Genomic DNA, 25843 nt, shown 5'->3' on the forward strand with positions numbered 1-25843 from the left:
TTCGTTTTTCTTTTAAGTATACACGATGTAGTGAAACACGTTGAGTAATTTCATCTATAGGTGTAAACTATCGTGTAGATTGTTTTTATTATGAACAAGTCAGGAAGTGTAAAATGTCGTCATTAATTAAAGGTACAGCCATCTTAACATTGGGTCTATTTTTGTCAAAAATACTTGGAGTTCTTTATATCATCCCGTTTTATAGCATGGTAGGAGAAGATAACATTGGACTTTATCAATATGCCTACATCCCGTATAACTTGATGTTGGCGCTAGCCATATCAGGTGCACCGATTGCATTTTCGAAATTTACCGCGAAATACAATTCTCTAGGTGATTACGAAACCGGTAGGCGCTTATTAAAGTCGGGTCTTTTGACTATGATGATTACTGGTTTTGTGTCGTTTCTTTTACTTTATATCTTTGCAGAACCACTAGCGCGCATCACCATTTCTGAAGACGAACTTATTTATTCAGTAGGCGACATTACGGAAGCCATTCGCTGGGTCAGTTTCGCATTAATCGTCGTTCCGTTTATGAGTTTATGGAGAGGATTTTTCCAAGGCTATAATTACATGATGCCAACCGCAGTGTCACAATTGGTTGAGCAAATTGTTCGGATTGTCTTCCTTTTAGGTGGGTCTTTTGCCGTTCTGTATATTTTTGACGGGACGCCAAAAACAGCGATTCAATTTGCTGTATTATCTGCTGCAGTTGGAGCGCTTGGAGGGATAGCCACATTGGGTTATTTCTGGAAAAAGAAAAAACCCGAATACAATCTATTATTAGCAAACTCGGTAGAATCGTATGACGTGACGTTACGTGATATGTACAAAGAAATTTTGATTTATGCCGTTCCAGTTATTTTCCTTGGAATTGCCAATCCTTTATTCCAATTCGTTGATTTAATGACGTTTAACCGAGCAATGAGCTCTGGTGGCAATTTCTCTGAAATCGATCTTCTTGGAATATTGAATTTGACTGCTCACAAACTAGTGATGATACCTGTAATGCTCGCTACTGGATTTTCAATGGCATTGATTCCATTGATTACTAAACACTTTACGCGGAAAGAGTATTTGCAAGTATCACGAACACTTGACCAGTCAATTCAGTTGCTGTTGTTCTTAACTTTACCTGCTGTTATCGGCATGACCATGTTGTCTGATGAGCTATACCACGTGTTTTATGAAGTCAGTGAGGTTGGTTCTGAAATTTTGGCGCATTACTTGCCAGTAGCAATTTTGTTTGCAGCATTCCCAGTAACGGCTTCTATCTTACAAGGAATCAATAAACAAAAATGGATCATTATTAACTTGTCTACTGGTCTATTACTAAAAGCAGTATTAAATACACCGTTAATCGAACGTTTTGAAACAGATGGCGCTATTGCGGCGACGATTATTGGTTATGTAGTGGCTATTGGTATGAACATGTTAGTGATTGTTAAAACAATGAATTACCATTCGCAAATGGTTGGAAGACGCGTAATTTTGATTGTTATCTTAAATATGATTATGGCAGGAGCCGTTTTCTTATCGCTATCTGGATTAGATTTGTTTATAGGAATGGACAATAAATTCTTATCAATGCTGCGCATACTTATAGTTGGTGGAGTTGGAATAATTGTTTATGGTTATCTTGGTCTTAAGACGGGACTCGCACAAAAATTGATGGGCTCGAAAATAACAAAAATTTCGCGGAAATTAGGCTTTTAGGAGTGACACAATGCGTGTAGATAAATTTCTTTCGAATATGGGATACGGTTCTAGAAAAGAAGTCAAAATTTTACTGAAATCAAAAGCAGTTGAAGTAAACGGAGAAATCGTCCGAGATCCGAAAATACATGTTAATGAACATGATGATATTGTTTCGATCGAAGGAGACGCGATTATATACACGGAGTTTATTTATTTAATGATGAATAAACCACAAGGTGTGATTTCAGCAACAGAAGACAAACACGACAAAACCGTTCTCGATTTATTGACTGAAAGTGAACATCATTTCGAGCCGTTTCCAGTCGGACGTTTGGACAAAGATACAGAAGGTTTTTTGTTGCTAACAAACGACGGCAAGTTGGCACACGAATTGCTCTCGCCTAAGAAGCATGTGGACAAAACGTATTTTGCACATGTCGAAGGAGTTGTAACCGAAGAAGATACAGACGCTTTTAAAACAGGTGTTGCACTCGGTGATGGATACGTGACAAAGCCTGCACATTTACGGATCCTAGAAAGTGACGCAGTTTCTAAAATTGAATTAACCATCACCGAAGGCAAATTCCATCAAGTTAAACGGATGTTTGAAAGCGTCGAAAAACGCGTAATCTATTTAAAGCGGTTGTCTATGGGACCGCTTAGTCTTGACCCGGACATAAATCTCGGTGACTATCGTCATTTAACAGCAGAAGAAGTAAGCAGGTTAAAAGATAGAAAATGATTTGATTTTTTAAAAGGCAAAGCTGATGCTGAGCGACTGCTTTATCTACAGAAAGCGAATAGTAAGTTTTAAAAACGACTCTTTAAACAAAGAAAATGACCGCATAACTGCGGTCATTTTCTTTGTTTAGGAATCTTCTAGGACGTCATTTTCACTTTTCGTTGCGTCGTTGTCCATTTGCCTCGAGTTGGACTGGACACCAAATCGTTAAAGGCTAACACATTCAAATCTCTTTGAATGGTGCGAGGAGTGATGCCAAATTCGTCAACAAGATCTTGCGTCGTTACAGTCCCATTCTCGAGAATGTACTTATACATGTCTTTAATTCGAATGAGCATTCGATCGGTTGTGGGTTTCATACTTGAACCACTCCTTCATCTTTTTTCCCATTGGCAATGACTAGCGGACGAGGTGCTGATAGTAGTGCAGCAAGTTTAAAATAGATGCCAAAGACAGCCCCTTTTCCTAAAAGATATGTCAATCTTACTAATCTGACAATTTCATTATAACGGAAAAACATTATTTTTTCTAGGAATTCCCTTCTATTTACACAAAATTTACAGGTAAAGACTGAATCTTTTCATCAAATTATAGACAATATCTTTAATTTGATGAAAAAAGGTGTACAATAGCCATAACAAAAAGGAGTGTGAACCATGGATTGGCTACAAGAAGCTAAAAAACGTGAAAAGACCATATTGAGTGAATTGCAAGCGTTAATTGCGATTCCCAGTATATTGAGCGAAGAGACAACACCAACAGCTCCTTTTGGTAAAGATGTCAAACAAGCATTAGAGTGGTTTTTAGAAAAAGGAAAAACGCGAGGCTATACGGTAAAAAATGTTGGAAATGTTGCAGGTCATCTGGAAATTGGCCAAGGAGAGGAACTGCTTGGCATTTTAGGACATGTTGACGTCGTCCCTGTTGGAAGCGGATGGACGAAAGAGCCATTCGGTGGAGAAATTCAGAACGGTCGACTTTATGGACGAGGGGCAATTGACGATAAAGGTCCAACTATAGCTGCTTGGACGGCACTCAATATGTTAAAAGATGCAGGAGTGGAATTTACAAAACGCGTACGCCTGATCATTGGAACTGATGAAGAAAGTGGATTCCGCTGTATGGACCGTTATTTTGAAACAGAAGAAATGCCTTCTATTGCCTTTACACCAGATGCGGATTTTCCTATCATCAACGCCGAAAAAGGAATCGCAACATTGGTGTTTTCAACATTTTCCATGCATGAAGATGCGATTTTAGAATCTTTTATTGCAGGTCACCGAACAAACATGGTGCCAGACAAAGCGACAGCTATTTTAAATGGCCAACTGGCAGAATGGCAAGAGGAGTTTAAAGCATTTTGTAAAGAGCATAACGTGACTGGAGTAGTCGAACAGCATAACGGCTCAACTGAACTAACGTTACATGGAAAGTCAGCACACGCTATGGAACCAGATGATGGCGTTAATGCAGGTATTTTGTTAGCATTATTTTTAAAGGATCGACTAGAAGGCGATGGTCAAAAATTTGTAGCTTTTGTCGCTGATATGTTTTACAAAGATTCACGAGGTCACAAAATTGGTTTGAATTATACAGATGACCAATCTGGTGATACCACATTCAATGCAGGAATTATTCGTTTTGAGAAAAAGAAAACAGCGATGATTACAGTCAGCATGAGGTATTCAATTAGTTATCCGTTTGAAGATAAAGTCACAGCTTATAAGCTAGAAAATTTCGTCTTGGAAATTTCGTCTAATTCTAGACCTCATCATCTAGATGGAAATGATTCATTCATTAAAACGCTGCAAAACGCATATGAAAAACAAACGGGTGAAAAAGCAGAGCTCATTGCCATTGGCGGTGGTACTTATGCACGCGTGTTAGACAAAGGTGTAGCTTTTGGTATGCTATTTCCTGGTGAACCAGATGTTGCTCACCAAGCAGATGAATTTGTTGACATTGACAATTTAATTAAAGCTACTGCCATTTATGCAGAAGCAATTTATCAATTAGCTTGCAAAAAATAAGGAAAGAAGGAATGGACATGGATTTGATTTTGCACAACGGTGAGTTTATTCAAGAAGAAAATTTGGTGATTTCGAAAGAAGATCGTGGCTATCAATTTGGAGACGGTATTTACGAAGTAATTCGTGTTTATGACGGTAGTTTGTTTACAGCAAAAGAACATATTGACCGATTCTACGATAGTGCTGATAAAATTAAAATTGTCATTCCTTATACGAAAGACGTATTCCATAAAATGATGTATGATTTTGTGGAAGTGAACAAGATCGATATGGGCTACGTATATGTTCAAATCACGCGTGGCGCTGCAGAACGTCAACATCAATTTCCAACACAAGCAACTCCAGTCATTACCGGCAATACAAAGTCAGTCGCGCGTCCAGTCGCAAGTTTAGAATCAGGAGTTACTGCCAAGTTTATCGAGGATATCCGTTGGCTGCGTTGCGATATTAAAAGCTTGAACTTGCTTGGTAATGTATTGGCAAAACAAGAGGCTTATGAAGAAGGCTTTTTTGAAGCCATCCTACACCGTGGTGAAACTGTAACGGAAGGCTCTTCATCGAATATGTATGGATTGAAGAATGGTATGCTTTATACGCATCCTGCGACGAATCTCATATTAAATGGTATAACGAGACGCGTGATTCTTGAGTTATGTAAAGAGTTGGAAATTCCAGTAGAAGAAACAGCCTTTACAAAAACTCAAGCACTTCAAATGGATGAGTTTTTTATGTCTTCTACAACTAGTGAAGTAATGCCGATTATCGCAATTGGCGATCAAAAAATCGGACAGGGCGTTCCTGGAGAGTTGACCCGTAAATTACAAACCGCATTTCAAGCACGTATTCAAGTTGGCGTAAAATCATAAATAATTTAAAAATAGTGATTGGTCCTAGCCAATCACTATTTTTTTGTGTATGTTCGCGTGGTAAACTAGATTTAGGTGATGCTAAGTGAAACCACATTATGTAATAGGTATAAAAATACCTCGTGACGTAGCCGATAAATTAGCTACAGAACGAGATAGTTGGAAGCTGCAAAGTCATAAAAGGCAAACACATGCAGAAGATATGCATATAACCTTGTTGTTTATCGGAGAAGATATCCACAATGAATTGGGAAAAATCCAAAAGCTACTGGCCAATGTGAAGCAAAAAGTCTTTAAAATAGAAATTACTAGCATTAAAACGTTTGGTAATCCAACAACTCCTCGAATTGTTTATGCTGCGCTTGAAACGAGTCAAGAGCTAAATGAATTGCAGCAACAAGTACATAATTCCTTAGAAACATTAAAAGTTAAAGCAGATCCAAAGAAGTTTGTGCCTCATATTACATTGGCTAGCAAATGGGCTGGTGGCAAACCGGAAAAACTGTATTTTTCGATTGCTACAATCTCGTTTGAAGTTATGGAATTTTCATTGTTTCGTATTGCACCTAAAGAAATACCACGCTATCAAAAAGTTGTTAATTATCCATTGGAAAAGTAAATCTATATAAAGTGACGACGTGTGCGTTTCTTTATACGCTTACTTTTTTTATTTACGAGAATATGTTTAAAGAAAGAGCACAAACCGTAGAAAGTTTCCAGCTCTAGCGATTTCTTCAGTTTATATGCTGCCTAATTTATCTAACTATTACGTTTAAAGGCGAGTGCTTATGAAAACAGTGTTTATTATCAATCCTACTGCCGGTAATGGCAGAGCTTTAAAGAGATGGCATCGTTTTAGAAAAACGATTTCATTTCCATTTGAGTGCATATTAACGGAATTTCCTGGGCATGCAACAATCATTGCTGCGACATATAGCGGAGACTGTCAAGAGGTCTTGTTGATTGGTTTTGGTGGTGATGGGACCTTGCGTGAAATCATCGTAGGGGCAGCAGGTGAGAGTCGACTCCTGATTGGTTCTATAGCTGCGGGTTCAGGGAATGATTTTGCACGTGCTTACGGTACATTCAAAGACGCACAATCCATTGAGCAGTTTCTAAAAAACCCTCAATTTAAACGACAAGATCTTGGTGATTTTGTCAATGGCGAAAGTTATCAATTTGTCAGTAGCTCAGGGATTGGCTTTGATGCAGAGATTACTATCGCAGTAAATAAATCTATACTCAAGAAAAAATTAAATCTAGTCGGCTTTGGAAAAATGGCTTATTATCTTTATGTAATTAGAACTTTGTTCACGTTTAAGAAATTTAAGTTAACGATGACATGTGATGCGGACATCTTTGTTTATGAAGATGTGTGGCTGGCAACTGTCAGCAATCAGCCGTATTTTGGGGGAGGTATGAAAATTTCACCTACTTCCAAGTCCGATGACGGATTACTGGAATTAACAGTGGTTCATGGAATTTCGCGTTTGAAACTGTTACTGGTTTTTGGTACGGTATTCAGCGGAACACATACGCGTTTTAATGAAGTCAGCCAAATGAGTGGTCCAGAATTTATCCTTACGACTGATAAAGCCATTTGTCGACATGTTGACGGGGATGATGCAGGCATGAGTATTCCAAATGAAAAAATTTCTTATCGTACAAGTTTTCATGACTGGAAATCAGTTCAACTAAATTAGCAGATAGAAAGAGGATGAAACATGAGATCACGTTTTAAACCATGGGCAGCAGATTTACTGGATACTCATCCAGAAATTGTTATACCGGACCCAGAACAACAAAAAGGAAATTGGCACGAAGTTTTCGGCAATAGCTATCCGCTTCACATCGAAGCAGGCACTGGTAAAGGACGCTTTATTATTGGTATGGCAAAAGCTAATCCTGATATTAATTATATAGGCATTGAACTTTTTGACAGTGTTATTGTTACGGCTCTAGAAACCATTCTTGAAGAAGAAGACGGTGTTCCAAACTTGCGTCTTTTAAAGGTCAATGCCAAAAAAATTGACGATTATTTCGAAAAAGGCGAAGTGGATAGACTGTACTTAAATTTTTCAGATCCTTGGCCAAAAACACGTCACGCAAAGCGTCGTTTGACTCATGAATCGTTTCTTAAGTTATACGAAACCGTATTGCCAAAAAAAGGTGAAATTCACTTTAAAACTGATAATCGAAAACTTTTTGAATATTCGCTCATGAGTATTTCTAATTATGGTATGTTATTAAAAGAGGTATCACTAGATCTTCATGATAATGAACCAGAATGGAACATCATGACAGAATATGAAGAAAAATTCTCGAAAAAAGGTCAGCCGATTTACCGGTTAGAAGCCCAGTTTTTAGCAGAGTAATCATGACAAGGGGGATAAAGAAATGCAGAAATTTCAATTTCACGAGATGAACTTAACTTGGCTTGATGGAGGAACAACATTTTTAGATGGAGGTACAATGTTTGGTGTAGTACCGAAAGTCATCTGGTCTAAACGTTACCCTAGCAATGAAAAAAATCAAATCGAGTTGCCAACGCATCCAATATTGGTACAGTTTAAAGGACATAATATCTTAATTGATAGCGGTCTTGGTGATGGCAAACTAACAGATCGTCAATTGCGTAATTTAGGTGTTTCCGAACAGTCACGTGTGGAACAGAACTTGGCAGAACTTGGATTAGAGCCGGAAGATATCGATACGATTTTGATGACTCATCTTCATGGGGACCATGCAGCAGGATTAACCAAGTGGCAAGGTGATGAATTAGTTTCAACTTTTCCAAATGCCAAAATTCATGTGTCCGCAGTTGAATGGAACGAAATGCAAAATCCAAATATCCGGTCACGCAATACATACTGGAAAGAAAACTGGGAACCTATAGTCGGTCAAGTGGAAACATTTGAAGGCGAGAAGACTTTGTTTGATGTCTTTACTTTAATTCACACTGGAGGTCATTCAGATGGTCACAGTGTCATCAAAATGACTAGTGGCAACGAAACCATTTTGCATATGGCAGACATTATGCCAACACATGCTCACCAAAATCCATTATGGGTTTTAGCATTTGATGACTATCCTATGGATTCAATTTATGCAAAAGAAAAGCTAATGAAAGAAGCGTTAGAAAACGGTTACTATTTCAGCTTTTATCATGATGCTTACTACCGTATCTTAAAATGGAGTATGGATGGCAAAGAAATTGTTGAATCACTAGTACGTAAAGAAAAAAATCTATAAAAAAAGGAGCCCATGGGCTCCTTTTTTTATACTTGTTTTACTTCAATTACTGCGCCCGTATAAGCATCAGCTAAAAATTCAAATTGTTGCAATTCATCTTCTTTATGGCGCGTGATGCCGCCTTTATAAACTTCAGTCGTTACCGCATGTTGCTTGTAAGGTTCGGTTTTCATGAAGATCCATGAACCATCGATCGGTCCTTCGTCTTTAAACGCAGATTTAACTTCTTTTAAAACGTCATCTGCTGGATATAATTTTTCCGAACGATTGTATATTTCTGTTACTAAATATGCTGCAGCGATTCCTGTAGCAAATCCAATAAGTAAATCACGATTTCTCACTAAAATCCCTCCTTTGTCTACTGAATAAATTGTACCATAAATATTTTGAAGGACGAAATGAAAGCTTGAAAGTAACAAAACTTTAAAAAAAAGAGCTGAAACTGGAAATAGTCTGATAAAAGCTCTAAACTTGATAAAGGTAATTAGTTAGGAGGAATATACATATGAATGCTGAAACTCGTGAAATGTTTAAGGTGTTGACAGAACTACCGGGAGCTCCAGGAAATGAACATGCTGTCCGCAAATTTATGCGACAAGAACTAGAGAAATACTCAGATCGTTTGATCCAAGACAATTTAGGAAGTGTTTTTGGTGTAAAAGATGGTCAAGAAAATGGTCCACGTATTATGGTTGCGGGACATATGGATGAAGTTGGATTTATGGTGACCCACATTACTGATAATGGCATGCTTCGTTTTCAGCCATTAGGCGGATGGTGGAACCAAGTAATGCTAGCAACACGCGTAGACATTATTGCTGGTGAAAAAACAATACCAGGTGTTATCGGTTCGATTCCCCCTCATTTACTGAGCGAAGAATTACGTAGCAAACCAATGGAAATTAAGAATATGTTAATCGATATCGGTGCAGATAGTAAAGAAGATGCAGCGGCACTTGGCGTTCATCCAGGTCAACAAATTGTCCCTTTTAGTCCATTTACACCGATGGCAAATGATAAAAAAATTATGGCAAAAGCTTGGGATAATCGCTATGGTTGTGGCTTAGCGATTGAACTTTTGAAAGAACTTAAAGACGAAAAATTACCGAATCAGTTATTCTCTGGTGCGACAGTTATGGAAGAAGTTGGTTTACGCGGAGCTCAAACAGCAGCTTCTTTGATCCAACCGGATTTGTTCTTTGCGCTAGATGCGAGTCCAGCAAATGATGCCACAGGTGACAAAAATGAATTTGGTCAGCTTGGTGAAGGAACATTATTACGTATTCTTGATCGGAGCATGGTGACCCATCGGGGTATGCGTGAATTTATTCTCGATACCGCTGAAACACATAAAATTCCTTATCAATATTTTGTTTCACAAGGCGGAACAGATGCAGGTCGTGTGCATACAGCCAACGAAGGAATTCCCAGTTCAGTAATTGGAATATGTTCTCGTTATATTCATACATCCGCGTCAATTATTCACACAGATGATTACGCAGCAGCGAAAGAATTACTAACAAAGCTTGTAAAAGCGACAGATCGGACAACACTTGACACAATCAAAAAAAATGTTTAAAAAAGTGCCTTCGGGCTCTTTTTTTTGAAAGGATTAGCGAATATGAAAAAAATACGTGCAGCAATTGCATCTAAAAATCCTGCAAAGATCAATGCCGTATCAAGCGTTTTGAAAAACATAGAATGGTCAGTTGATTTAGCGGCAGTAGACTCAGATTCAGAAGTATCTGCACAACCATTCTCCCAACAAGAAACACGTCAAGGCGCGATCAATCGATCAAAAAACGCGCTTGGAAACTTTGACATTGCCATCGGATTAGAAGGTGGTGTTTATGAATTGGAAGGTATGCTATATTTATGTAACTGGGGCGCATTAGCAACGCAAGAAGGACAATTGTATACAGCGGCTGGCGCTCAGATTCCTTTGCCAGAGGAAATTGCAATAGAACTTCGAGCGGGAATAGAGCTTGGATCCATTATGGATGACTATGCCAATGAAAGTGGAATCCGTCAGCATAAAGGAGCTGTTGGTGTTTTTACGAGTGGTCTAGTAAATCGTGGAGAAATGTTTAGTCATATTGTGAAATTATTAATTGGGCAGTATCAACGTGACAGCGATTAAGTTGCATGTCTCTGTAAACACCTTTAAAGTAAATAGCAGTAATGTCAAGGAGGAATGAGCGTGCCTCGATCTGGAAGGATGATTTTGCTGCTTTTGTTAATTGGCATATTAGCCGGTTGCACGACAGCCCCAGAAGAACTGGTTACTCAGGGAATATCAAATGCACGAGATGCGTTTGAAGCAGAGCCAAAAACAATAAATGAAAAAATGGGACAAACGGACTTATACATACCAAACGGCTATGTGCTCCAAAAATCACAAAATGACTTTCAAGGTTTGATTACAAAAGGTGACGATACCTTTTCATTGCTTATCAATCCAAATGAACATGAGTCGAGCACAATTTTTTACGAATTGCAAAAAGTGAATCCGCAGCAGTTATGGCTAGCAGATGAAGTGTTCCAACAGAATGAGCGGTTTGGCTTTGTCACCGTATCAGAAATTGCGGAGGATAAGCTGGAGCTAGTTGTTGGGACTGGTGGTGTAAAACTATCAACCATCACAACAAATCACAAGCTTTCAGAAGACATGAATTGGATGATGAAAACAGTCTGTTCAATTAATTATACAGAATAGGAGATTGTTCAAATGAGAAACCTACAATCGACTGAAGAATTTCATGCATTAACAAAAGAGCCGGCTATAATTTTTATGTTCACAGCAGACTGGTGTCCAGATTGTCGTATTATCGATCCAGTCTTACCTAAAATTCAAAAGAAATTTGCAAATTATACATTTGTTTCGGTAGATCGTGATCAGTTTATTGATCTATGCATTGAACTGGATATCTACGGTATTCCCAGTTTTTTAGCGTACGTAAATGGTCAAGAAGCAGGTCGCTATGTGAGTAAAGACCGCAAAACACAAACAGAAATCGAAGAGTTTATTTCGAAATTGTCACAATAATAACAAAAACGGTTCGCCTAAAATAGGCTGAACCGTTTATTTATGAAAGTGAGGCAAAATAATGATGAAATCCACAGAACTTTTTAATATCTTAAGAGAGCGTATGCCAAGTCGCCAATTAGAGTGGCGTTTTGATCGTGAAAAAGATGTTGCGAATATCCAACATACAGAATTGGGCAAAGGGATGAGCATTTCGTTGCCACAAGTCATTAACCGTTTTGAAGCAAAAGGGGACGCAGCGATTCAAGAAATTGTCTATACCATCACTGAAACATTCGAAGCAATGGAAAAAGAAGCAAAAGGTGAAATGAAATCAACGGAGCATATCTTTCCGGTGATTCGCTCAACGTCATTTCCGACTGAATCGAATGAAGGACATAAATTTATTACAGCAGATCATACGGCAGAAACACGCATTTATTTTGCGTTGGATGCTGGGACTACCTATCGCTTAATTGATGAAAATGTGGTAAATTCATTAAGTCTGACAGAAGAGCAGATTAAAGAAATAGCGAAGTTTCAAGTGAGAAAACTGAAAACCGCTGTAAAAGAAGACCATGTTGCAGGAAATGTCTTTTATTTTCTAAATGAAAACGATGGATACGATGCTTCACGAATTTTAAATGAATCTTTTTTAAAAGAAATGAAATTAAAAATAACAGGAGATATGACCGTATCTGTCCCTCACCAAGACGTATTGATTATTGGTGATATCCGAAATGAAACGGGATACGATGTGCTCGCGCAAATGGCTATGCATTTCTTTACGAATGGCAAAGTGCCGATCACTTCCTTATCGTTCATTTATGAAAATGAGGAACTAGAGCCAATTTTCATCATGGCGAAAAATAGACCTAATGAGGAGAACGATAAAAAATGAATATCTTTTATAACAAACAAGGAATTGGCGACGTGTTGCTCGTCCAACTGCAAACAGAAACGCCAGAAAAAATTCACCCTGAACAATTTGGAGATGTCACATTAATTAAAGATGGTGCAGGTGAAATTGCTGGATTTAATTTATTTAATGCTTCGAGCTATGCGGAAATATCCGGAAATAAGCAAGTAGAAGTAACAGAAGAACTAGTTACAGTTATTCAACATGCGTTAGCCAAAAATAACATCGATTTTGTTCTTGAAGTGGATTTTTCACCTAAATTTGTTGTGGGCTATGTAGAAGCAAAAGAAAAGCATCCAAATGCTGACAAACTGAATGTTTGTCAAGTAGCTCTAGGCGACGAGCACTTGCAGATTGTTTGTGGTGCGCCAAACGTAGAACAAGGTCAGAAGGTTGTCATAGCAAGAGTAGGAGCTGTTATGCCTTCTGGCATGATTATTCGCGATGCGGAACTTCGGGGAGTGGCATCGTCTGGAATGATTTGTTCAGCAAAAGAATTAGCTTTGCCAGATGCACCTGAGGCAAAAGGCATTCTTGTCTTGCCTGAAGATGCAGAAATCGGCTCTGCTTTTGAAGTGAAGGCGTAATAGAGTATGAGCTGGATTAAAAACGTATGGAATCGTATGTTTACTGAAGCAGATGACGTAGAGGAAAACAATGAAGACGTCATCTATGAAACGGCCCCGACCGAAAAAAAAGAAAAAGCACCATTTCGTTTCCCACTTATTCCAGATGAAGAAAAAGATGAGTTCATTAAAGATGTGAGACGCTCTGAACCAAGTTCGAAAATGCCGATATTTGATGAGCAAGAAAGAGAAGTTTTACGAAAAAAAGCATTTCAGTCGGCACAAGGACCTCTAATGGGACCAATAGAAGCACCAATTCGTCCATCAAAAAAACGTAAAGTGATTGAAACGCCTGCTGTTAATGTGCGTCGTTTTGAACCAAGTCGTTCAGTGTCACCGGTTCACGGTTATAATGTGTCGCGACCAGAACCGATTCAAAAAAAGGTTGAAGAGCAACGTGAAAGTAAGTTAGATCGTGAAATGTATGATGAAGCTATTCAAGAAAAAGCAAGAGCTGGATTCCACAAACCACGAACAACAGTTGAACATAAAATTCGTTCTTCTGACAAAAAAGAAGCAGGGCAGCAGTCGAATACAGAGATTAAGTCAGTAACACCAGAAACGAAAGTGGTGTCGAATACAGAATCATTTGTGATAGAAGCACGTGAGCGGGAAGCAAAGACTTCGTCATTGAAAGAAGAGGCTCAAGAAAAAACAACGGATCTACAAACAACATCTCCAGAAATTGAATTGGTTTCAATAGATGACGCAGTCGTAGAGTCAGAATTAAATGTACATCAAGAACTAGATATGGAACTGATAACAGAGAAAGAGATAGAAATACAACCAGAGCTCGAATTAGAACCAGAAATACAACAAGAATCGGAAATAGACCCGGTAACAGTTCAGGAATCAAACCTGACACAAGAACCAGAGATAGAAGTGCAAGTAAAATCTATCATTAAGCCAGAAGTTGTAAAAAAACGTGAAAAAACAGTGCCTTTTAATGTGTTAATGCTTAAATCAGATAAAGAATTGTTAACTAAAAAAACCCAGTCTAGTGCACAAGTAAATGATGAAAAACCTGCACGGCAAGAGTTACAAGCGGAAAAAAAAACGATAAATACAGTTGAACAACCAGCACATTCACTGAATTCAGTATCAGAAAGTCAAGCAAAAGCCTATCGTTTTCCGTTACCAAGTTATTTGATGGCTCCAGAAAACGACCGGAAAGACGAAGAATGGATGGCAGAACAAGGCGAGCGATTAATCGAAGCGCTATCACACTTCCAAATTAAAGCTGAAATTTTGAGTACTGTTCAAGGACCTGCTGTGACACAATTTGAGTTAAAAGTTGCACAAGGCGTTAAAGTTAGTAAAATTCGCAACCTTGCAGATGATTTGAAATTAGCATTGGCAGCACGTGATATTCGGATTCAAGCACCAATTCCAGGCAAGAGCTCAATCGGTATTGAAATTCCGAATCGCACAAGTCGTGCTGTGCGTATTTCTGAGATTATTGAAAGTTCCGTATTTGAAGAATCAGATTCACCACTTGAAGCAGCACTAGGTCTAGATTTAACAGGAAAGCCTGTCACGTTAGATCTGCGCAAAATGCCACATGGTTTGATTGCTGGAGCTACTGGATCGGGAAAATCTGTTTGTATTAATTCGATATTAGTTAGTTTATTGTATAAATCGTCACCACGTGATTTGAAGTTGTTGTTAATCGATCCTAAAATGGTTGAACTGGCACCATACAACCATATTCCACATCTTGTCAGTCCGGTTATTACGGATGTTAAAGCTGCTACGGCTTCGTTAAAGTGGGCAGTAGAGGAAATGGAACGTCGTTATCAATTATTTGCACATAGCGGTGTTCGAGACATTAGTCGATACAATAAATTAGTAAAAGAAAAAGGAAATTATGCACAACATCTTCCATATATTTTAATTGTGATCGACGAGCTTGCTGATTTAATGATGATGTCACCATCTGACGTTGAAGACTCCATTTGCCGGATAGCTCAAAAAGCACGTGCATGTGGAATTCATTTAGTGATAGCCACTCAACGACCTTCTGTTGATGTCATCACTGGATTGATTAAATCCAATATCCCTACTCGTATTGCATTTTCTGTCTCTTCTCAAGTAGATAGCCGAACTATTCTAGATTCTCAGGGAGCAGAGCGACTACTTGGAAGAGGGGACATGTTGTATCTTGGAAATGGCATGTCTGCACCTAGCCGTTTACAAGGAACGTTTGTTACAGATGATGAAATTGAAAAAGTAATAGAGCATGTTCGATCGCAAGGAGAACCAGAGTACTTTTTTAAAGAAGAAGAATTGATTAAACGCAGTGAGTCTCCTTCTGAACAAGATGATTTATTTGAAGAAGTTTGTCGATTTATCATGGTGCAAGGAAGTGCTTCAACATCGCTCTTACAGCGGAAATTTCACATTGGTTATAACCGTGCAGCGCGATTGATGGACTTGATTGAACAGCATGGCTTTATCTCTGAACAAAATGGAAGCAAAGCCCGCACAGTTTTAATTACAGAAAATGATATTGAAGAAGTTTTTAGTTAACGAGGAGTCGTCTGCTGGTTTTCCGCAGACGACTTCGATTTTTGAAGAACAAGTCTCTTCCCACTTTCAATCGCTAGAAACGATACACTAAAGAATGAAGTGCTTTGAGTACAATAGCATTTTCAAGAAAGACACATTTATGATATAATCATCTACTATGTTTATCTTTACCGGCTATAGAATTCGCTTTAAGCGACTTATGTAGACTAATTTTCAACTCCCACAGGAGGTCCATTTATGACAGTTTTACATTTTACCGGGATTAAAGGTTCTGGTATGAGCCCCTTGCGCAAATCATGCATGATATGGGGAAACAAGTTCAAGGTTCAGATATCGATCAGCATTTTTTCACGGAAGATCGTTTACGTGAAAGGAACATAACGATTTTGCCGTTTGATCCAAAAAATATAGAAAAAGAGATGACCATCATTGCTGGGAATGCATTTGGTGATGACCATCCAGAATTGGTTCAAGCAAGAGAATTAGGTGCCACAATTATTCGGTATCACCAATTTTTAGGCGATTTGATGAGCCAATACGTATCTATTGCAATTACTGGTGCCCATGGAAAAACATCAACCACAGGTTTGATGGCTCATGTATTAGCTGGTTATAAACCAGTTTCTTATTTGATAGGTGATGGAACAGGCGTCGGTCAAGAAGATTCTCACTTCTTCGTAGCGGAAGCTTGTGAATATCGTCGCCATTTTCTTGCATATCATCCGGATTACGCCATCATGACCAATATTGATTACGATCACCCTGACTACTTCACGGGTGTCGATGATGTCTTTAAAGCTTTTGAAGAAATGGCACAACAAGTAAAGAAATGCATCATTGCTTGTGGTGATGATGAATATTTGCAACAAATTCAAGCACCCATTCCAGTGGTTTACTATGGTTTTGGAGAAGAAAATGATTTCCAAGCAAGAAATATTGTGAAAACAGTTGAAGGCACTACTTTCGACGTAGTCATTCGCAATGAGTTTTTCCATACTTTTCATCTTCCAATGTTTGGGGATCATGCCATATTAAATGCATTGGCTGTTATTTCTCTTTGTCATTACGAAAGCATTCCAGCAGAGATCATTCAACAGCAATTTGAAGATTTTGAAGGAGTTAAAAGACGCTTTACACAAACATCAATTGGAGATCGGATTTTAATTGACGACTATGCGCATCATCCGACAGAAATTCGTGCTACCTTGCAATCGGTCCGCCAAAAATATCCAGAGCGTGAACTTGTGGCTGTTTTCCAACCACATACATTTACGCGTACTCAAACTTTTTTACAAGAGTTTGCAGATTGTTTGGCTGAAGCAGATCAAGTTTATCTTTGTGACATTTTCGGTTCTGCACGTGAAAAAGCAGGAACAATGAAAATTCAAGATTTGGCTGAAAAAATTCAAGATAGCGAGCTTTTACAGTTAAATGAGATAGCTTCGATCACTAAACATGGTCGTGCCGTTTATTTGTTTATGGGTGCAGGAGATGTTACCAAGTTCAAAGAAGCATTTGAAATAATATTAAATGAAGAGGAAACAGTTTAACTTTTGAGTTAAACTGTTTTTTTATGCAGGAACAAAACTGTTTTTGTCGAATAATGATAAAGACAGTGTTTAACCCTACCACCCTAAGGGTAAAAAGAGGTATAACATATTTCATTTACAAGGAGGAAAAAGTATGGATTGGCAAATTTTGCTTTACATTGCCGCGATCGTAGCCGCAGTTGGATTCTTAATTCTATGCGTAGCGTTGGCAGTGACATTAAATTCGTTGAAAAACACATTAAAGGAAGTTTCAGGTACTGTTTCGGGTCTTGAAAATCAATTGCAAGGAGTAACGTTGGAAACAACAAATTTGTTACACAAAACAAATGAGCTTGCTGAAGACATTCAAGTAAAATCAGAAAAACTAAATGGTGTAGTTGATGCTGTTAAAGGTGTCGGCAACTCAGTAACTGATTTGAATTCTACAGTTCGCCACATTACGTCAAGAGTTGGGGTACAAGTAGAACAAAATGAAGATAAGATTGCACAAGTAGTTCAGTGGGGTAACGTATTTATGGGCATTCGTGATAAATGGACTGAGCGTAAAATTTATGAAGCTCGTGCAAATGCTACTCAAACTCCTGTTCCAGGACAGAAAAAACTACCACATAGCGGGCAATACTAAATTTTAGTTAACTATTTAATCCTTTGGAGGGAATATTAATGAGCAAAAATAAGAACTATTACTCACAATCCGATCAAAATGATTTTTACACACAAGGTGGACAATATAAAGACAATAACAGCAGAAGCTATCAACAAAGCGACTATGTACCTCAGTCATACGGAGCTTCAAATCGCTACGATGACCTTTACGATTACGAGGAGTCAAACGGCGGATCAAGTTTCTTGGTCGGCATTTTAGTAGGTGGCGTTATTGGCGCAGCAGCAGCACTATTTTTAGCTCCTAAATCAGGTAAAGAATTCCAAGCTGATCTTAAAACTCAAGCTACTTCATTAAAGGAAAAAGCTGCTCAACAATCAGATGCTGATGGCGATGATTCGGGTGGTTTTGCACAACAATTGAAAGAGCAGTCAACAAAAGTAGTCGATAAAGTAAAAAGCATGAAGGCTGGCAGTTCACCAATGGACGATGGCACAGCTTCATCTGAAGGTGAAGAGTCTATCGATATTCATTCGACAGTTCAAAACACACCGAGTCTAACAGATACTAAAAATTCAGATGCTTTTACGTCTACGGCTAATGCTTTAAAAGAAGCTGTTGAAGAAGTTAAAGAAGAAAAAAAATCAACGTCAAGCTCATCAGTAGTAAACAATACATCTAGCAACAACAATAGTAATACTGCAAATGCCAGCAAAGGTCCAAACACGACTAGCAGCAACAATAACAGTAATAAATCGTCATCAACTGGCTCAAATACAACTACTAGCAACAGCAGTAACAACAAAAACAAGTCATCTTCAAATTCATCAAACAACAACTATAATAAAAAGAATTAATCTGGGAGCGATTTAGATGAAGAACTTAACGCATGTAGACAGTATGGATAGTTTAAAGCAGGCAGTAGCACATAATCAGCATTACTGGCTTTTTAAACATAGCAGTACATGCCCCGTATCCGCTAATGCTTGGGATGAATACAATGAGTATGCTTCGTTGCACTCAAATCAAATTTTCTTATACCTTGTTGTGCAGGAAGATCCTGATTTTTCTAAAGCGATTGAAGAAATCACTGGAGTTAAACACGAGTCGCCTCAATTGTTTCATTTTACAAGTCAAACAGTGGACTGGCATGCTTCCCATGACGATATTAAAAGTAAATCAATGAAAGAATTTATTTTTTGAAAAGTCGGAGCCATTGTGCTCTGGCTTTTTTTTTTTTGCAAAATAACTTTAACGCGTTGAAGCGCTAAAACTTTTTTCGTGACTTTCACGAATAGTTTGCTTATAATAGTCCTATCATGATAATATGCGTCACCTGATAAGGGTTATTCGCGAAAGGGGAAGTGTTAGAATGAATAATTTAGATTTAGAGCAGCTTAGAGAAAAAGTAGATGCAGTCAACCTGCAGATTCTGTCTCTTATTAATGAGAGAGCTTCCGTAATTCAAAATATCGGAAAATTAAAAGAAAAACAAGGAGTCACTCGTTACGATCCTTTACGCGAACGCCACATGTTAGATTTGTTAAAAGATAATAATGACGGTCCATTAGATCAAAAAACTGTTGACCATATTTTTAAAGAAATTTTTAAATCGGCATTGGATATGCAAGAAGAAGATATTCGCAAAGCTTTACTTGTTTCACGCAAGAAGAAAGCGGATGACACTGTGATTACGATTAACGGTGAGCAAATAGGCGCAGGAGATCCTTCGTTTATTTTTGGACCTTGCGCAGTAGAATCCCAAGAACAAGTGATGAAAGTTGCTGAAGCAATTGGTGGAAAAGGATTGAAAATGATTCGTGGTGGAGCTTACAAGCCGCGCACATCTCCTTACGATTTCCAAGGACTTGGATTAGACGGATTGAAGATGTTGAAAAAAGCTGCAGATCAATACAAGCTAGCTGTCGTTTCGGAAATTGTTACACCGGGACATCTTGAAGCGGCTCTTGATTATGTAGACGTTGTCCAAGTTGGTGCACGCAATATGCAGAACTTTGAATTATTAAAAGCAGTAGGACAGATCAATAAACCTGTTCTTTTGAAACGTGGAATGTCAGCAACTGTCGATGAATTTATTCATGCAGCTGAATACATCATCGCTTCAGGAAATGAAAACATTATTTTATGTGAGCGTGGAATTCGTACGTACGAAAAAGCAACACGCAATACATTAGATATTTCAGCAGTGCCGATTTTAAAACAAGAAACACACCTTCCCGTTTTTGTTGACGTAACTCACTCAACGGGTCGCCGTGATTTATTGCTTCCGGCAGCGAAAGCGGCTATCGCGATTGGCGCAGATGGCGTAATGGCTGAAGTTCATCCAGACCCAGCGGTTGCATTATCAGATGCTCAACAGCAAATGGATTTAGGGCAATTCGATGAGTACTACGAGGCTTTAATGAAATTCATGAAACAATATGAAATGAAAGTATAAAAAGAAAAGCCGGAGTCACTCCGGCTTTTCTTTTTTAGTTGATATTATCGAAGTTTTTGTCGTATGATTAAAGAAAGAGTGGAAAAGGAGGGCGCACAATGACCGTTACGATATATGATGTAGCAAGAGAAGCAAACGTTTCCATGGCAACTGTGTCACGTGTAGTTAATGCCAATCAAAACGTTAAGCCGGCTACGAGAAAGAAAGTATTGAAAGTTATTGAAGAATTAGGTTATCGTCCAAATGCAGTAGCAAGGGGACTTGCCAGTAAAAAAACAACAACGGTCGGCGTCATTATACCCGATATTTCCAATAGCCTGTATGCTGAATTGGCTCGTGGAATTGAAGATATCGCGACAATGTATCGCTATAATATTATTTTGTCGAATTCAGATCAAAACGAAAACAAAGAACTTCAGTTATTGGAAACCATGCTCGGAAAGCAAGTAGATGGAATTGTATTCATGAGTGATGTCATTTCAACTGAACTGCTAAAAGAAATGAAACGTTCTCCAACGCCTATTGTGTTAGCTGGATCTATTGATGAATCTGCGACGATTGCTTCGGTTAATATTGATTATTATGGAGCCGCTTATGAAGCAATGAAGAAATTTATTGATAATGGACACAAGAAAATTGCGTTCATTTCAGGACCGTTCACTTCAATGATCAACAAAGAGTATAAACTAAAAGCTTACAAAGAAGCGTTAGCAGATGCTGAATTAGGTTACGATGAAAAACTGGTAGTTGAGTGTAACAACTCATACGACGAAGGTATAGCAGCCGCACAAAGCTTATTGGCAATGGAGCCTACTGCTTATTTTGTCAGTAATGATGAAATGTCGGTTGGTGTAATTCATGCTTTAGAAGAACAAGGCAAAAACATTCCATTAGATGTAGAAATTATTAGTTATGAAAATTCTAAGCTCGCGCGTATGGCGCGTCCAACGTTAACCTCTGTTGCGTTTCCACTGTACGACATTGGTGCTGTTTCCATGCGTTTGTTGACAAAGTACATGAACAAAGAAGAAATTGAAGAAAAGCAAGTAATTTTGCCTTACCGAATTGAAGAAAGACAATCAACTAAAAACGATTAACTTTTTTATAGCACGTAAAAAGACCAACCGGAAAATTTAGCGGTTGGTCTTTTTTTGTTGGATATATAACACTTTCTTATCTATTGCGCATCATATACAAAGCTTTGTTGAGCATTTGTGCATTTTTATCAGTAATTTCTGCTTTACGCGGAATGGGTTTGTACATATTGGGTGGGTCTTCCCACGTTTCAATTAATTTCACAGGAGATTCAGGTTGCCATTTTTTTAACCAGGATTCTGGCAATTTACCTGTAGGAGATGGAATATTATTCATTTCCATCCAAATGAGCGACCAAGCTCTTGGTACTACGCGCCAAATATCGTAGCCACCGCCTCCAACACCTATCCAGCGTCCTCCGCAATACTCATGAGCGAGTTCGTGTGCAATCTTTGGTATCTCCTTGTAAATTTCCATAGTACCGTACAAATGCGTCAGAGGATCTAAATAATGAGCATCGGCACCGTTTTGTGTTAAAATCACATCTGGTTTAAAAAATTCTGTGATTTCTCTTATCGATGTTCGATAAATTTCGAGAAAAGATTCGTCTTCTGTAAAAGCATCAATTGGAAAGTTAAAAGACGTACCATAACCTTGACCACTGCCTCGTTCATTGATATTTCCGGTTCCTGGGAAGAGATAGCGACCTGTTTCGTGAATAGACACAGTACAAACATCAGGATCGTCATAAAAACTCCATTGAACACCATCGCCGTGGTGAGCATCGGTATCGATATAAAGCACGCGCGCATTATAATTCTTCTTTAAGTAATTAATCGCAACAGAGCTGTCATTATAAATACAAAAACCTGATGCTTTGCCTTTAAAGCCATGATGAAGACCTCCGCCTAAATTTAATGCATGTTGGGCTTTTCCTTCCATAACATAATCTACAGCGGTTAAAGTACCCCCCACAAGACGCGCACTAGCTTCATGCATGTTTTCAAAAATAGGTGTATCATCTGTACCGATTCCATAGCTCTCACCAGCTTCAGGTGTTATTTCCCCACGGCTAGCTTTTTTGACGATATCAATATAACGTTCATCATGCGCTAATAATAATTCTTCATCTGTCGCAATCCGTGCAGGAACAAACAAATCGCTTGAAAGCGCGTTCATTTTTTCTAATAAATCAATCGTTAATACAAGTCTTTTCTGGTTGAATGGATGCGTTTCAGAAAATTTATACCCCAATTGATCTTCTGAAAAGACAAATACTGCGTGTCTCATTCGTTCATCTGTGGCGTGCTTGGCCATAGAACTTCAAATCCTTCTTTTCTCAGTTCGCTGATAATCGTTAATGGATTCATCGTTTGAACGCGGAAAACAAGAACTTTTTGATTGCTGTTTTTTCTATCGGGGTATACGAGTACACTTAGCACATTTACTTGTTGCTGATGAAAAACTTTAGAGACTTCATATAACACACCGGATCGATCTTCAACACGCACTTCAATTTGTGAACCAGGCTGATGCGCACCTGTCAGTTCAATAAAGGTATACAAAAGATCTGTTTCTGTTAAAAAACCGACTAGTTTTTGATTGCTAACTACAGGAATGCAGCCGATTTTGTGTTCATAAAAGATCATCGCTACTTCTTCGACAAAATCGAGCGGGTGCGTGATGACAGGATTTGCTGTCATAATTTCTGAGACTTTCTTTTTATAAGGTTCTCCTTTAGGAGATACGGTAAATCTCGAAGGAACTGCTTCTTTCAAATCACGGTCTGTTACAATACCGATTACTTTTTCATCTTCGACAACTGGTGCATGTCGAATTCGGTGTTCTTTAAACAAATTCATAACATCTTGAACGGTTTGATCGGATCTCAATGTATATACTTCAGTTTTCATAATTTCTTCAACTAACAATAGAAGCACCCCTTTAAGTTAAATCAATACATGTAGCGATTCATGAACCGCAGTTGATCAAATTGTTGAATAGATTCGTTGTCGACACGACTTCCGATTTTGGCCATTAAACAATTGGCTGGATGAGAGCTGATTTCAGGATCATCTGTTGCATAATATTCAAGTCCACCGGCCTGCATCATTTTTTCCATAATTTTTCGGTATTCCCAGACATTTAAACCCGTCCCTTTCAAGTCCCAATGCCAATAATATTCGGTTGTTATCACAATGAAATCTTCAAAAGCATCATCCATCATTGAAACTCTCAATAATGATTTACCGACACCACTGCCTCTATATTTGGGGATCACTTCAATTGCCCCAAGTTCAATAAGATTTTCCATATTGCCTTCTGACCATCGTTCTAACGGATCAGGATAAAGAAATGTTACATAACCAACAATCATTTTCTCATCGCGAACAATGAGAATCCGTCCTTCTGGTAAATCAGCAATTTCAGTAATTGCTTTATGCTGTTGGGCAGGTGGTCTAAAAGCTACTAAGTCTTCGTGGAAATCAAGTTCACTCAACTCTTTTCCATAAATAGGTCCTTCAATAACCACAACGCCGTGTTTAGTTTCTAACTCTAGAGAATTATACGTTTTTTTGTGTTCCACTTTTTCACCGCCGATCTGTAGCAATTAGCTATATTATACATGAACAGGATCAGATTTGGAAAAAAGCCTTCACCATAAGTAGTGTTTTCTAAATAATTTAAATAATTCGCATTCAATTGTGACAATGTTGTAGAATATAAGTAATCAATATGAAAGGATGGATAGTATGAGAGTAGAATCACTACCAGCAAGAGCAGGAAAACATCAATTACATAATTATGAAGAAGTAGCCGCAAATTTCGATTGGGCTGAAGTGGAGAAAGAATTTAGTTGGTATCAAAGTGGAAAAATGAATATGGCCCACGAAGCGATTGATCGTCACGCAGAATCTCACCGAAAAAACAAAGTAGCTCTTTACTATAAAGATCAAAATCGAAATGAGTCTTATACATTTTATGAGATGAAGCGCATGACAAATCGTGCTGCTAATTTACTAAAAGAAAATTCAGCTTTGGAAAAAGGAGATCGCATTTTTATTTTCATGCCGCGTTCGCCAGAACTGTATTTCTTAATGTTTGGTGCATTGAAAATGGGTCTGATTGTTGGACCGTTATTCGAAGCGTTTATGGAAGGTGCTATTTATGACCGTCTTGACGATAGTGGAGCAAAATCAATTATTACGACAACTGAGTTACTAGACCGGATTCCATATGACCGCTTGCCAAAGCTTGAAACCATTTTCATTGTTGGTGAAGATGTGGCTGAGCAAAAAGGACAGGTTGATGTGCTGAAGTATTTATCAAGCCGTTCAGATAAATTTGAACTTGAATGGTTAGATAAAGAAGATGGGTTGGTTCTTCACTACACTTCAGGTTCAACCGGCAAGCCAAAAGGCGTTTTACATGCTCAATATGCGATGGTTCAACAATATCAAACAGGTAAGTGGGTACTGGATTTCACCGAAAACGATATTTACTGGTGTACTGCTGACCCAGGATGGGTGACTGGAACGGCTTATGGCGTGTTTTCACCTTGGTTAAATGGTGTCACGACAGTCATACTCGGAGGGCGTTTTTCTCCTGATGGTTGGTATAAAGCCATTGAAGATTTTGGTGTAACCATTTGGTATAGCGCGCCAACAGCATTCCGTATGCTAATGGGCGCAGGAGATGCGTTAGTAAAAGAATATGATTTATCTACACTGCGACATGTATTATCTGTAGGAGAGCCATTAAATCCAGAAGTGGTTCGATGGGGAGCCGAAGTATTTGATAAACGAATTCACGATACGTGGTGGATGACTGAAACCGGAGCGCAAACCATCTGTAATTATCCAGCGATGGCAATTAAACCTGGCTCAATGGGTAAACCAATACCAGGCATCAAAGTCGCAATTGTAGATGACCAAGGAAACGAATTGCCACCAAACCAAATGGGCAACTTGGCGATTGAAAAAGGGTGGCCGGCGATGATGCGTCAAATTTGGAACAACCCAGCTAAATATGAATCTTATTTCTTGAAAGATAAATGGTACGTATCCGGAGACTCTGCATATATGGATGAAGAAGGCTATTTCTGGTTCCAAGGTCGTGTGGACGACGTGATTATGACTTCAGGTGAACGTGTTGGACCATTTGAAGTAGAAAGTAAATTACTTGAACACCCAGCCGTAGCAGAAGCAGGAGTGATTGGCAAACCCGATCCGATTCGTGGGGAAATCATTAAAGCGTTTGTAGCATTGAATAATGGTTACAAACCTTCAGAAGAGTTGGTCCAAGACATTCAGCAGTTTGTTAAAAAAGGACTGTCGGCTCACGCAGCGCCACGTGAAATTGAGTTTAAAGAAAAACTTCCAAAAACACGAAGCGGTAAAATTATGCGTCGTGTGTTAAAAGCATGGGAATTAGATTTACCAGCTGGTGACTTGTCTTCGATGGAAGACTAATTATTTAAAAAACCCGATTCGCTAAAACTAGCGAA

Annotated in this window: 27 protein-coding genes and 1 pseudogene; 22 read left to right on the plus strand and 6 right to left on the minus strand. The window is 38.5% G+C overall.

Annotated elements, in window-relative coordinates; genetic code table 11:
* Positions 1 to 113 precede the first annotated feature (113 nt).
* Positions 114 to 1718, plus strand: coding sequence for a putative polysaccharide biosynthesis protein (locus I858_RS06205; RefSeq protein ID WP_065524351.1), 1605 nt, complete (start codon positions 114 to 116; stop codon positions 1716 to 1718).
* A gap of 10 nt (positions 1719 to 1728) precedes the next feature.
* Positions 1729 to 2442 carry a pseudouridine synthase gene (locus I858_RS06210; RefSeq protein WP_065524350.1) on the plus strand — a complete coding sequence of 238 codons (714 nt, stop codon included), beginning with the start codon at positions 1729 to 1731 and terminating at the stop codon, positions 2440 to 2442.
* A 137-nt stretch (positions 2443 to 2579) separates the two neighbouring features.
* Here the strand turns inward: I858_RS06210 and I858_RS06215 are convergent, their stop codons facing one another.
* Together I858_RS06215 and I858_RS17490 are read right to left on the minus strand one after the other, a co-directional pair.
* Positions 2580 to 2801, minus strand: coding sequence for a DeoR family transcriptional regulator (locus tag I858_RS06215; RefSeq protein WP_008497225.1), 222 nt, complete (start codon positions 2799 to 2801; stop codon positions 2580 to 2582).
* Entirely contained in the window at positions 2798 to 2923 is a 126-nt protein-coding gene (locus I858_RS17490) for a hypothetical protein (protein ID WP_275425620.1), read from the minus strand. Before I858_RS17490 ends, I858_RS06215 begins: the two co-directional genes overlap by 4 nt.
* A gap of 175 nt (positions 2924 to 3098) precedes the next feature.
* On the opposite strand from I858_RS17490, the gene pepV reads away from it, so the two are divergent.
* From pepV to I858_RS06245, 6 genes are all read left to right on the plus strand, one after another.
* A complete protein-coding gene (pepV, locus tag I858_RS06220) occupies positions 3099 to 4472 on the plus strand; it encodes a dipeptidase PepV (RefSeq protein ID WP_065524349.1) in 1374 nt (457 codons plus the stop codon).
* Positions 4473 to 4489: 17 nt separating this feature from the next.
* Positions 4490 to 5338, plus strand: coding sequence for a D-amino-acid transaminase (gene dat, locus I858_RS06225; protein WP_065524348.1), 849 nt, complete (start codon positions 4490 to 4492; stop codon positions 5336 to 5338).
* An 85-nt stretch (positions 5339 to 5423) separates the two neighbouring features.
* A complete protein-coding gene (gene thpR, locus I858_RS06230) occupies positions 5424 to 5957 on the plus strand; it encodes an RNA 2',3'-cyclic phosphodiesterase (protein ID WP_065524347.1) in 534 nt (177 codons plus the stop codon).
* 169 nt (positions 5958 to 6126) lie between these two features.
* The gene (locus tag I858_RS06235) at positions 6127 to 7041 is read left to right on the plus strand and encodes a diacylglycerol/lipid kinase family protein (protein ID WP_065524346.1); all 915 of its coding nucleotides are present in this window, start codon (positions 6127 to 6129) and stop codon (positions 7039 to 7041) included.
* 21 nt (positions 7042 to 7062) lie between these two features.
* Positions 7063 to 7713, plus strand: coding sequence for a tRNA (guanosine(46)-N7)-methyltransferase TrmB (gene trmB / locus I858_RS06240; RefSeq protein WP_065524345.1), 651 nt, complete (start codon positions 7063 to 7065; stop codon positions 7711 to 7713).
* A gap of 22 nt (positions 7714 to 7735) precedes the next feature.
* On the plus strand, positions 7736 to 8590 hold the full coding sequence (locus I858_RS06245; RefSeq protein ID WP_065524344.1) for a YtnP family quorum-quenching lactonase: 855 nt from the start codon (positions 7736 to 7738) through the stop codon (positions 8588 to 8590).
* A gap of 26 nt (positions 8591 to 8616) precedes the next feature.
* Here I858_RS06245 and I858_RS06250 read toward each other — a convergent pair whose 3' ends face one another.
* Positions 8617 to 8931, minus strand: coding sequence for a PepSY domain-containing protein (locus I858_RS06250; RefSeq protein ID WP_065524343.1), 315 nt, complete (start codon positions 8929 to 8931; stop codon positions 8617 to 8619).
* A 164-nt stretch (positions 8932 to 9095) separates the two neighbouring features.
* On the opposite strand from I858_RS06250, the gene I858_RS06255 reads away from it, so the two are divergent.
* The 13 genes and pseudogenes from I858_RS06255 to ccpA all read left to right on the plus strand — a co-directional run bounded on the left by I858_RS06255 (position 9096) and on the right by ccpA (position 21398).
* Positions 9096 to 10169 carry a M42 family metallopeptidase gene (locus I858_RS06255; protein ID WP_065524342.1) on the plus strand — a complete coding sequence of 358 codons (1074 nt, stop codon included), beginning with the start codon at positions 9096 to 9098 and terminating at the stop codon, positions 10167 to 10169.
* Positions 10170 to 10211: 42 nt separating this feature from the next.
* Complete coding sequence (locus I858_RS06260) at positions 10212 to 10730, plus strand: DUF84 family protein (protein ID WP_065524341.1); 519 nt, start codon at positions 10212 to 10214, stop codon at positions 10728 to 10730.
* 54 nt (positions 10731 to 10784) lie between these two features.
* A complete protein-coding gene (locus I858_RS06265) occupies positions 10785 to 11306 on the plus strand; it encodes a hypothetical protein (protein WP_239457223.1) in 522 nt (173 codons plus the stop codon).
* Positions 11307 to 11318: 12 nt separating this feature from the next.
* The gene (locus I858_RS06270) at positions 11319 to 11636 is read left to right on the plus strand and encodes a thioredoxin family protein (RefSeq protein ID WP_065524339.1); all 318 of its coding nucleotides are present in this window, start codon (positions 11319 to 11321) and stop codon (positions 11634 to 11636) included.
* Positions 11637 to 11700: 64 nt separating this feature from the next.
* Positions 11701 to 12516 carry a DUF1444 family protein gene (locus I858_RS06275; RefSeq protein WP_065524892.1) on the plus strand — a complete coding sequence of 272 codons (816 nt, stop codon included), beginning with the start codon at positions 11701 to 11703 and terminating at the stop codon, positions 12514 to 12516.
* Positions 12513 to 13121 carry a YtpR family tRNA-binding protein gene (ytpR, locus tag I858_RS06280; RefSeq protein WP_065524338.1) on the plus strand — a complete coding sequence of 203 codons (609 nt, stop codon included), beginning with the start codon at positions 12513 to 12515 and terminating at the stop codon, positions 13119 to 13121. The genes I858_RS06275 and ytpR overlap by 4 nt, the downstream gene beginning before the upstream one ends.
* A gap of 6 nt (positions 13122 to 13127) precedes the next feature.
* A complete protein-coding gene (locus I858_RS06285; protein ID WP_065524337.1) occupies positions 13128 to 15689 on the plus strand; it encodes a DNA translocase FtsK in 2562 nt (853 codons plus the stop codon).
* A 237-nt stretch (positions 15690 to 15926) separates the two neighbouring features.
* Positions 15927 to 17239, plus strand: a pseudogene (gene murC, locus I858_RS06290) (UDP-N-acetylmuramate--L-alanine ligase).
* 133 nt (positions 17240 to 17372) lie between these two features.
* Entirely contained in the window at positions 17373 to 17864 is a 492-nt protein-coding gene (locus I858_RS06295; RefSeq protein ID WP_065524336.1) for a DUF948 domain-containing protein, read from the plus strand.
* A gap of 38 nt (positions 17865 to 17902) precedes the next feature.
* Complete coding sequence (locus tag I858_RS06300) at positions 17903 to 18700, plus strand: YtxH domain-containing protein (protein WP_065524335.1); 798 nt, start codon at positions 17903 to 17905, stop codon at positions 18698 to 18700.
* 16 nt (positions 18701 to 18716) lie between these two features.
* Positions 18717 to 19046, plus strand: coding sequence for a bacillithiol system redox-active protein YtxJ (gene ytxJ / locus I858_RS06305; protein ID WP_065524334.1), 330 nt, complete (start codon positions 18717 to 18719; stop codon positions 19044 to 19046).
* 169 nt (positions 19047 to 19215) lie between these two features.
* On the plus strand, positions 19216 to 20301 hold the full coding sequence (locus tag I858_RS06310; RefSeq protein ID WP_065524333.1) for a bifunctional 3-deoxy-7-phosphoheptulonate synthase/chorismate mutase: 1086 nt from the start codon (positions 19216 to 19218) through the stop codon (positions 20299 to 20301).
* A gap of 98 nt (positions 20302 to 20399) precedes the next feature.
* Entirely contained in the window at positions 20400 to 21398 is a 999-nt protein-coding gene (ccpA, locus tag I858_RS06315) for a catabolite control protein A (RefSeq protein ID WP_065524332.1), read from the plus strand.
* Between the two features lie 76 nt (positions 21399 to 21474).
* Here ccpA and I858_RS06320 read toward each other — a convergent pair whose 3' ends face one another.
* From I858_RS06320 to I858_RS06330, 3 genes are read right to left on the minus strand one after another with little or no spacing between them, the layout of a single operon-like run.
* Positions 21475 to 22653: an acetoin utilization protein AcuC gene (locus I858_RS06320; RefSeq protein ID WP_420812634.1), complete on the minus strand. Its 1179-nt coding sequence runs from the start codon at positions 22651 to 22653 to the stop codon at positions 21475 to 21477.
* Positions 22623 to 23267 carry an acetoin utilization AcuB family protein gene (locus tag I858_RS06325; protein WP_065524331.1) on the minus strand — a complete coding sequence of 215 codons (645 nt, stop codon included), beginning with the start codon at positions 23265 to 23267 and terminating at the stop codon, positions 22623 to 22625. The genes I858_RS06320 and I858_RS06325 overlap by 31 nt, the downstream gene beginning before the upstream one ends.
* A gap of 23 nt (positions 23268 to 23290) precedes the next feature.
* Positions 23291 to 23923 (minus strand): GNAT family N-acetyltransferase, encoded by a 633-nt coding sequence (locus I858_RS06330; protein ID WP_065524330.1) that lies wholly within the window; start codon positions 23921 to 23923, stop codon positions 23291 to 23293.
* A 166-nt stretch (positions 23924 to 24089) separates the two neighbouring features.
* Between I858_RS06330 and acsA the strand changes: the two genes are divergently transcribed.
* A complete protein-coding gene (gene acsA, locus I858_RS06335) occupies positions 24090 to 25808 on the plus strand; it encodes an acetate--CoA ligase (RefSeq protein WP_065524329.1) in 1719 nt (572 codons plus the stop codon).
* Positions 25809 to 25843: the final 35 nt, after the last annotated feature.

This window comes from Planococcus versutus, from assembly GCF_001186155.3.
Taxonomy (GTDB): Bacteria; Bacillota; Bacilli; order Bacillales_A; family Planococcaceae; genus Planococcus; species Planococcus versutus.

What these genes read in the sequence shown, in the direction of transcription:
- I858_RS06205 (WP_065524351.1), top strand. Translation starts at nt 114, where the DNA reads ATGTCGTCATTAATTAAAGGTACAGCCATCTTAACATTGGGTCTATTT.
- I858_RS06210 (WP_065524350.1), top strand. Translation starts at nt 1,729, where the DNA reads ATGCGTGTAGATAAATTTCTTTCGAATATGGGATACGGTTCTAGAAAA.
- I858_RS06215 (WP_008497225.1), bottom strand. Translation starts at nt 2,801, where the DNA reads ATGAAACCCACAACCGATCGAATGCTCATTCGAATTAAAGACATGTAT.
- pepV (WP_065524349.1), top strand. Translation starts at nt 3,099, where the DNA reads ATGGATTGGCTACAAGAAGCTAAAAAACGTGAAAAGACCATATTGAGT.
- dat (WP_065524348.1), top strand. Translation starts at nt 4,490, where the DNA reads ATGGATTTGATTTTGCACAACGGTGAGTTTATTCAAGAAGAAAATTTG.
- I858_RS06235 (WP_065524346.1), top strand. Translation starts at nt 6,127, where the DNA reads ATGAAAACAGTGTTTATTATCAATCCTACTGCCGGTAATGGCAGAGCT.
- trmB (WP_065524345.1), top strand. Translation starts at nt 7,063, where the DNA reads ATGAGATCACGTTTTAAACCATGGGCAGCAGATTTACTGGATACTCAT.
- I858_RS06245 (WP_065524344.1), top strand. Translation starts at nt 7,736, where the DNA reads ATGCAGAAATTTCAATTTCACGAGATGAACTTAACTTGGCTTGATGGA.
- I858_RS06255 (WP_065524342.1), top strand. Translation starts at nt 9,096, where the DNA reads ATGAATGCTGAAACTCGTGAAATGTTTAAGGTGTTGACAGAACTACCG.
- I858_RS06260 (WP_065524341.1), top strand. Translation starts at nt 10,212, where the DNA reads ATGAAAAAAATACGTGCAGCAATTGCATCTAAAAATCCTGCAAAGATC.
- I858_RS06265 (WP_239457223.1), top strand. Translation starts at nt 10,785, where the DNA reads ATGAGCGTGCCTCGATCTGGAAGGATGATTTTGCTGCTTTTGTTAATT.
- I858_RS06270 (WP_065524339.1), top strand. Translation starts at nt 11,319, where the DNA reads ATGAGAAACCTACAATCGACTGAAGAATTTCATGCATTAACAAAAGAG.
- I858_RS06275 (WP_065524892.1), top strand. Translation starts at nt 11,701, where the DNA reads ATGAAATCCACAGAACTTTTTAATATCTTAAGAGAGCGTATGCCAAGT.
- ytpR (WP_065524338.1), top strand. Translation starts at nt 12,513, where the DNA reads ATGAATATCTTTTATAACAAACAAGGAATTGGCGACGTGTTGCTCGTC.
- I858_RS06285 (WP_065524337.1), top strand. Translation starts at nt 13,128, where the DNA reads ATGAGCTGGATTAAAAACGTATGGAATCGTATGTTTACTGAAGCAGAT.
- I858_RS06295 (WP_065524336.1), top strand. Translation starts at nt 17,373, where the DNA reads ATGGATTGGCAAATTTTGCTTTACATTGCCGCGATCGTAGCCGCAGTT.
- I858_RS06300 (WP_065524335.1), top strand. Translation starts at nt 17,903, where the DNA reads ATGAGCAAAAATAAGAACTATTACTCACAATCCGATCAAAATGATTTT.
- ytxJ (WP_065524334.1), top strand. Translation starts at nt 18,717, where the DNA reads ATGAAGAACTTAACGCATGTAGACAGTATGGATAGTTTAAAGCAGGCA.
- I858_RS06310 (WP_065524333.1), top strand. Translation starts at nt 19,216, where the DNA reads ATGAATAATTTAGATTTAGAGCAGCTTAGAGAAAAAGTAGATGCAGTC.
- ccpA (WP_065524332.1), top strand. Translation starts at nt 20,400, where the DNA reads ATGACCGTTACGATATATGATGTAGCAAGAGAAGCAAACGTTTCCATG.
- I858_RS06320 (WP_420812634.1), bottom strand. Translation starts at nt 22,653, where the DNA reads ATGGCCAAGCACGCCACAGATGAACGAATGAGACACGCAGTATTTGTC.
- acsA (WP_065524329.1), top strand. Translation starts at nt 24,090, where the DNA reads ATGAGAGTAGAATCACTACCAGCAAGAGCAGGAAAACATCAATTACAT.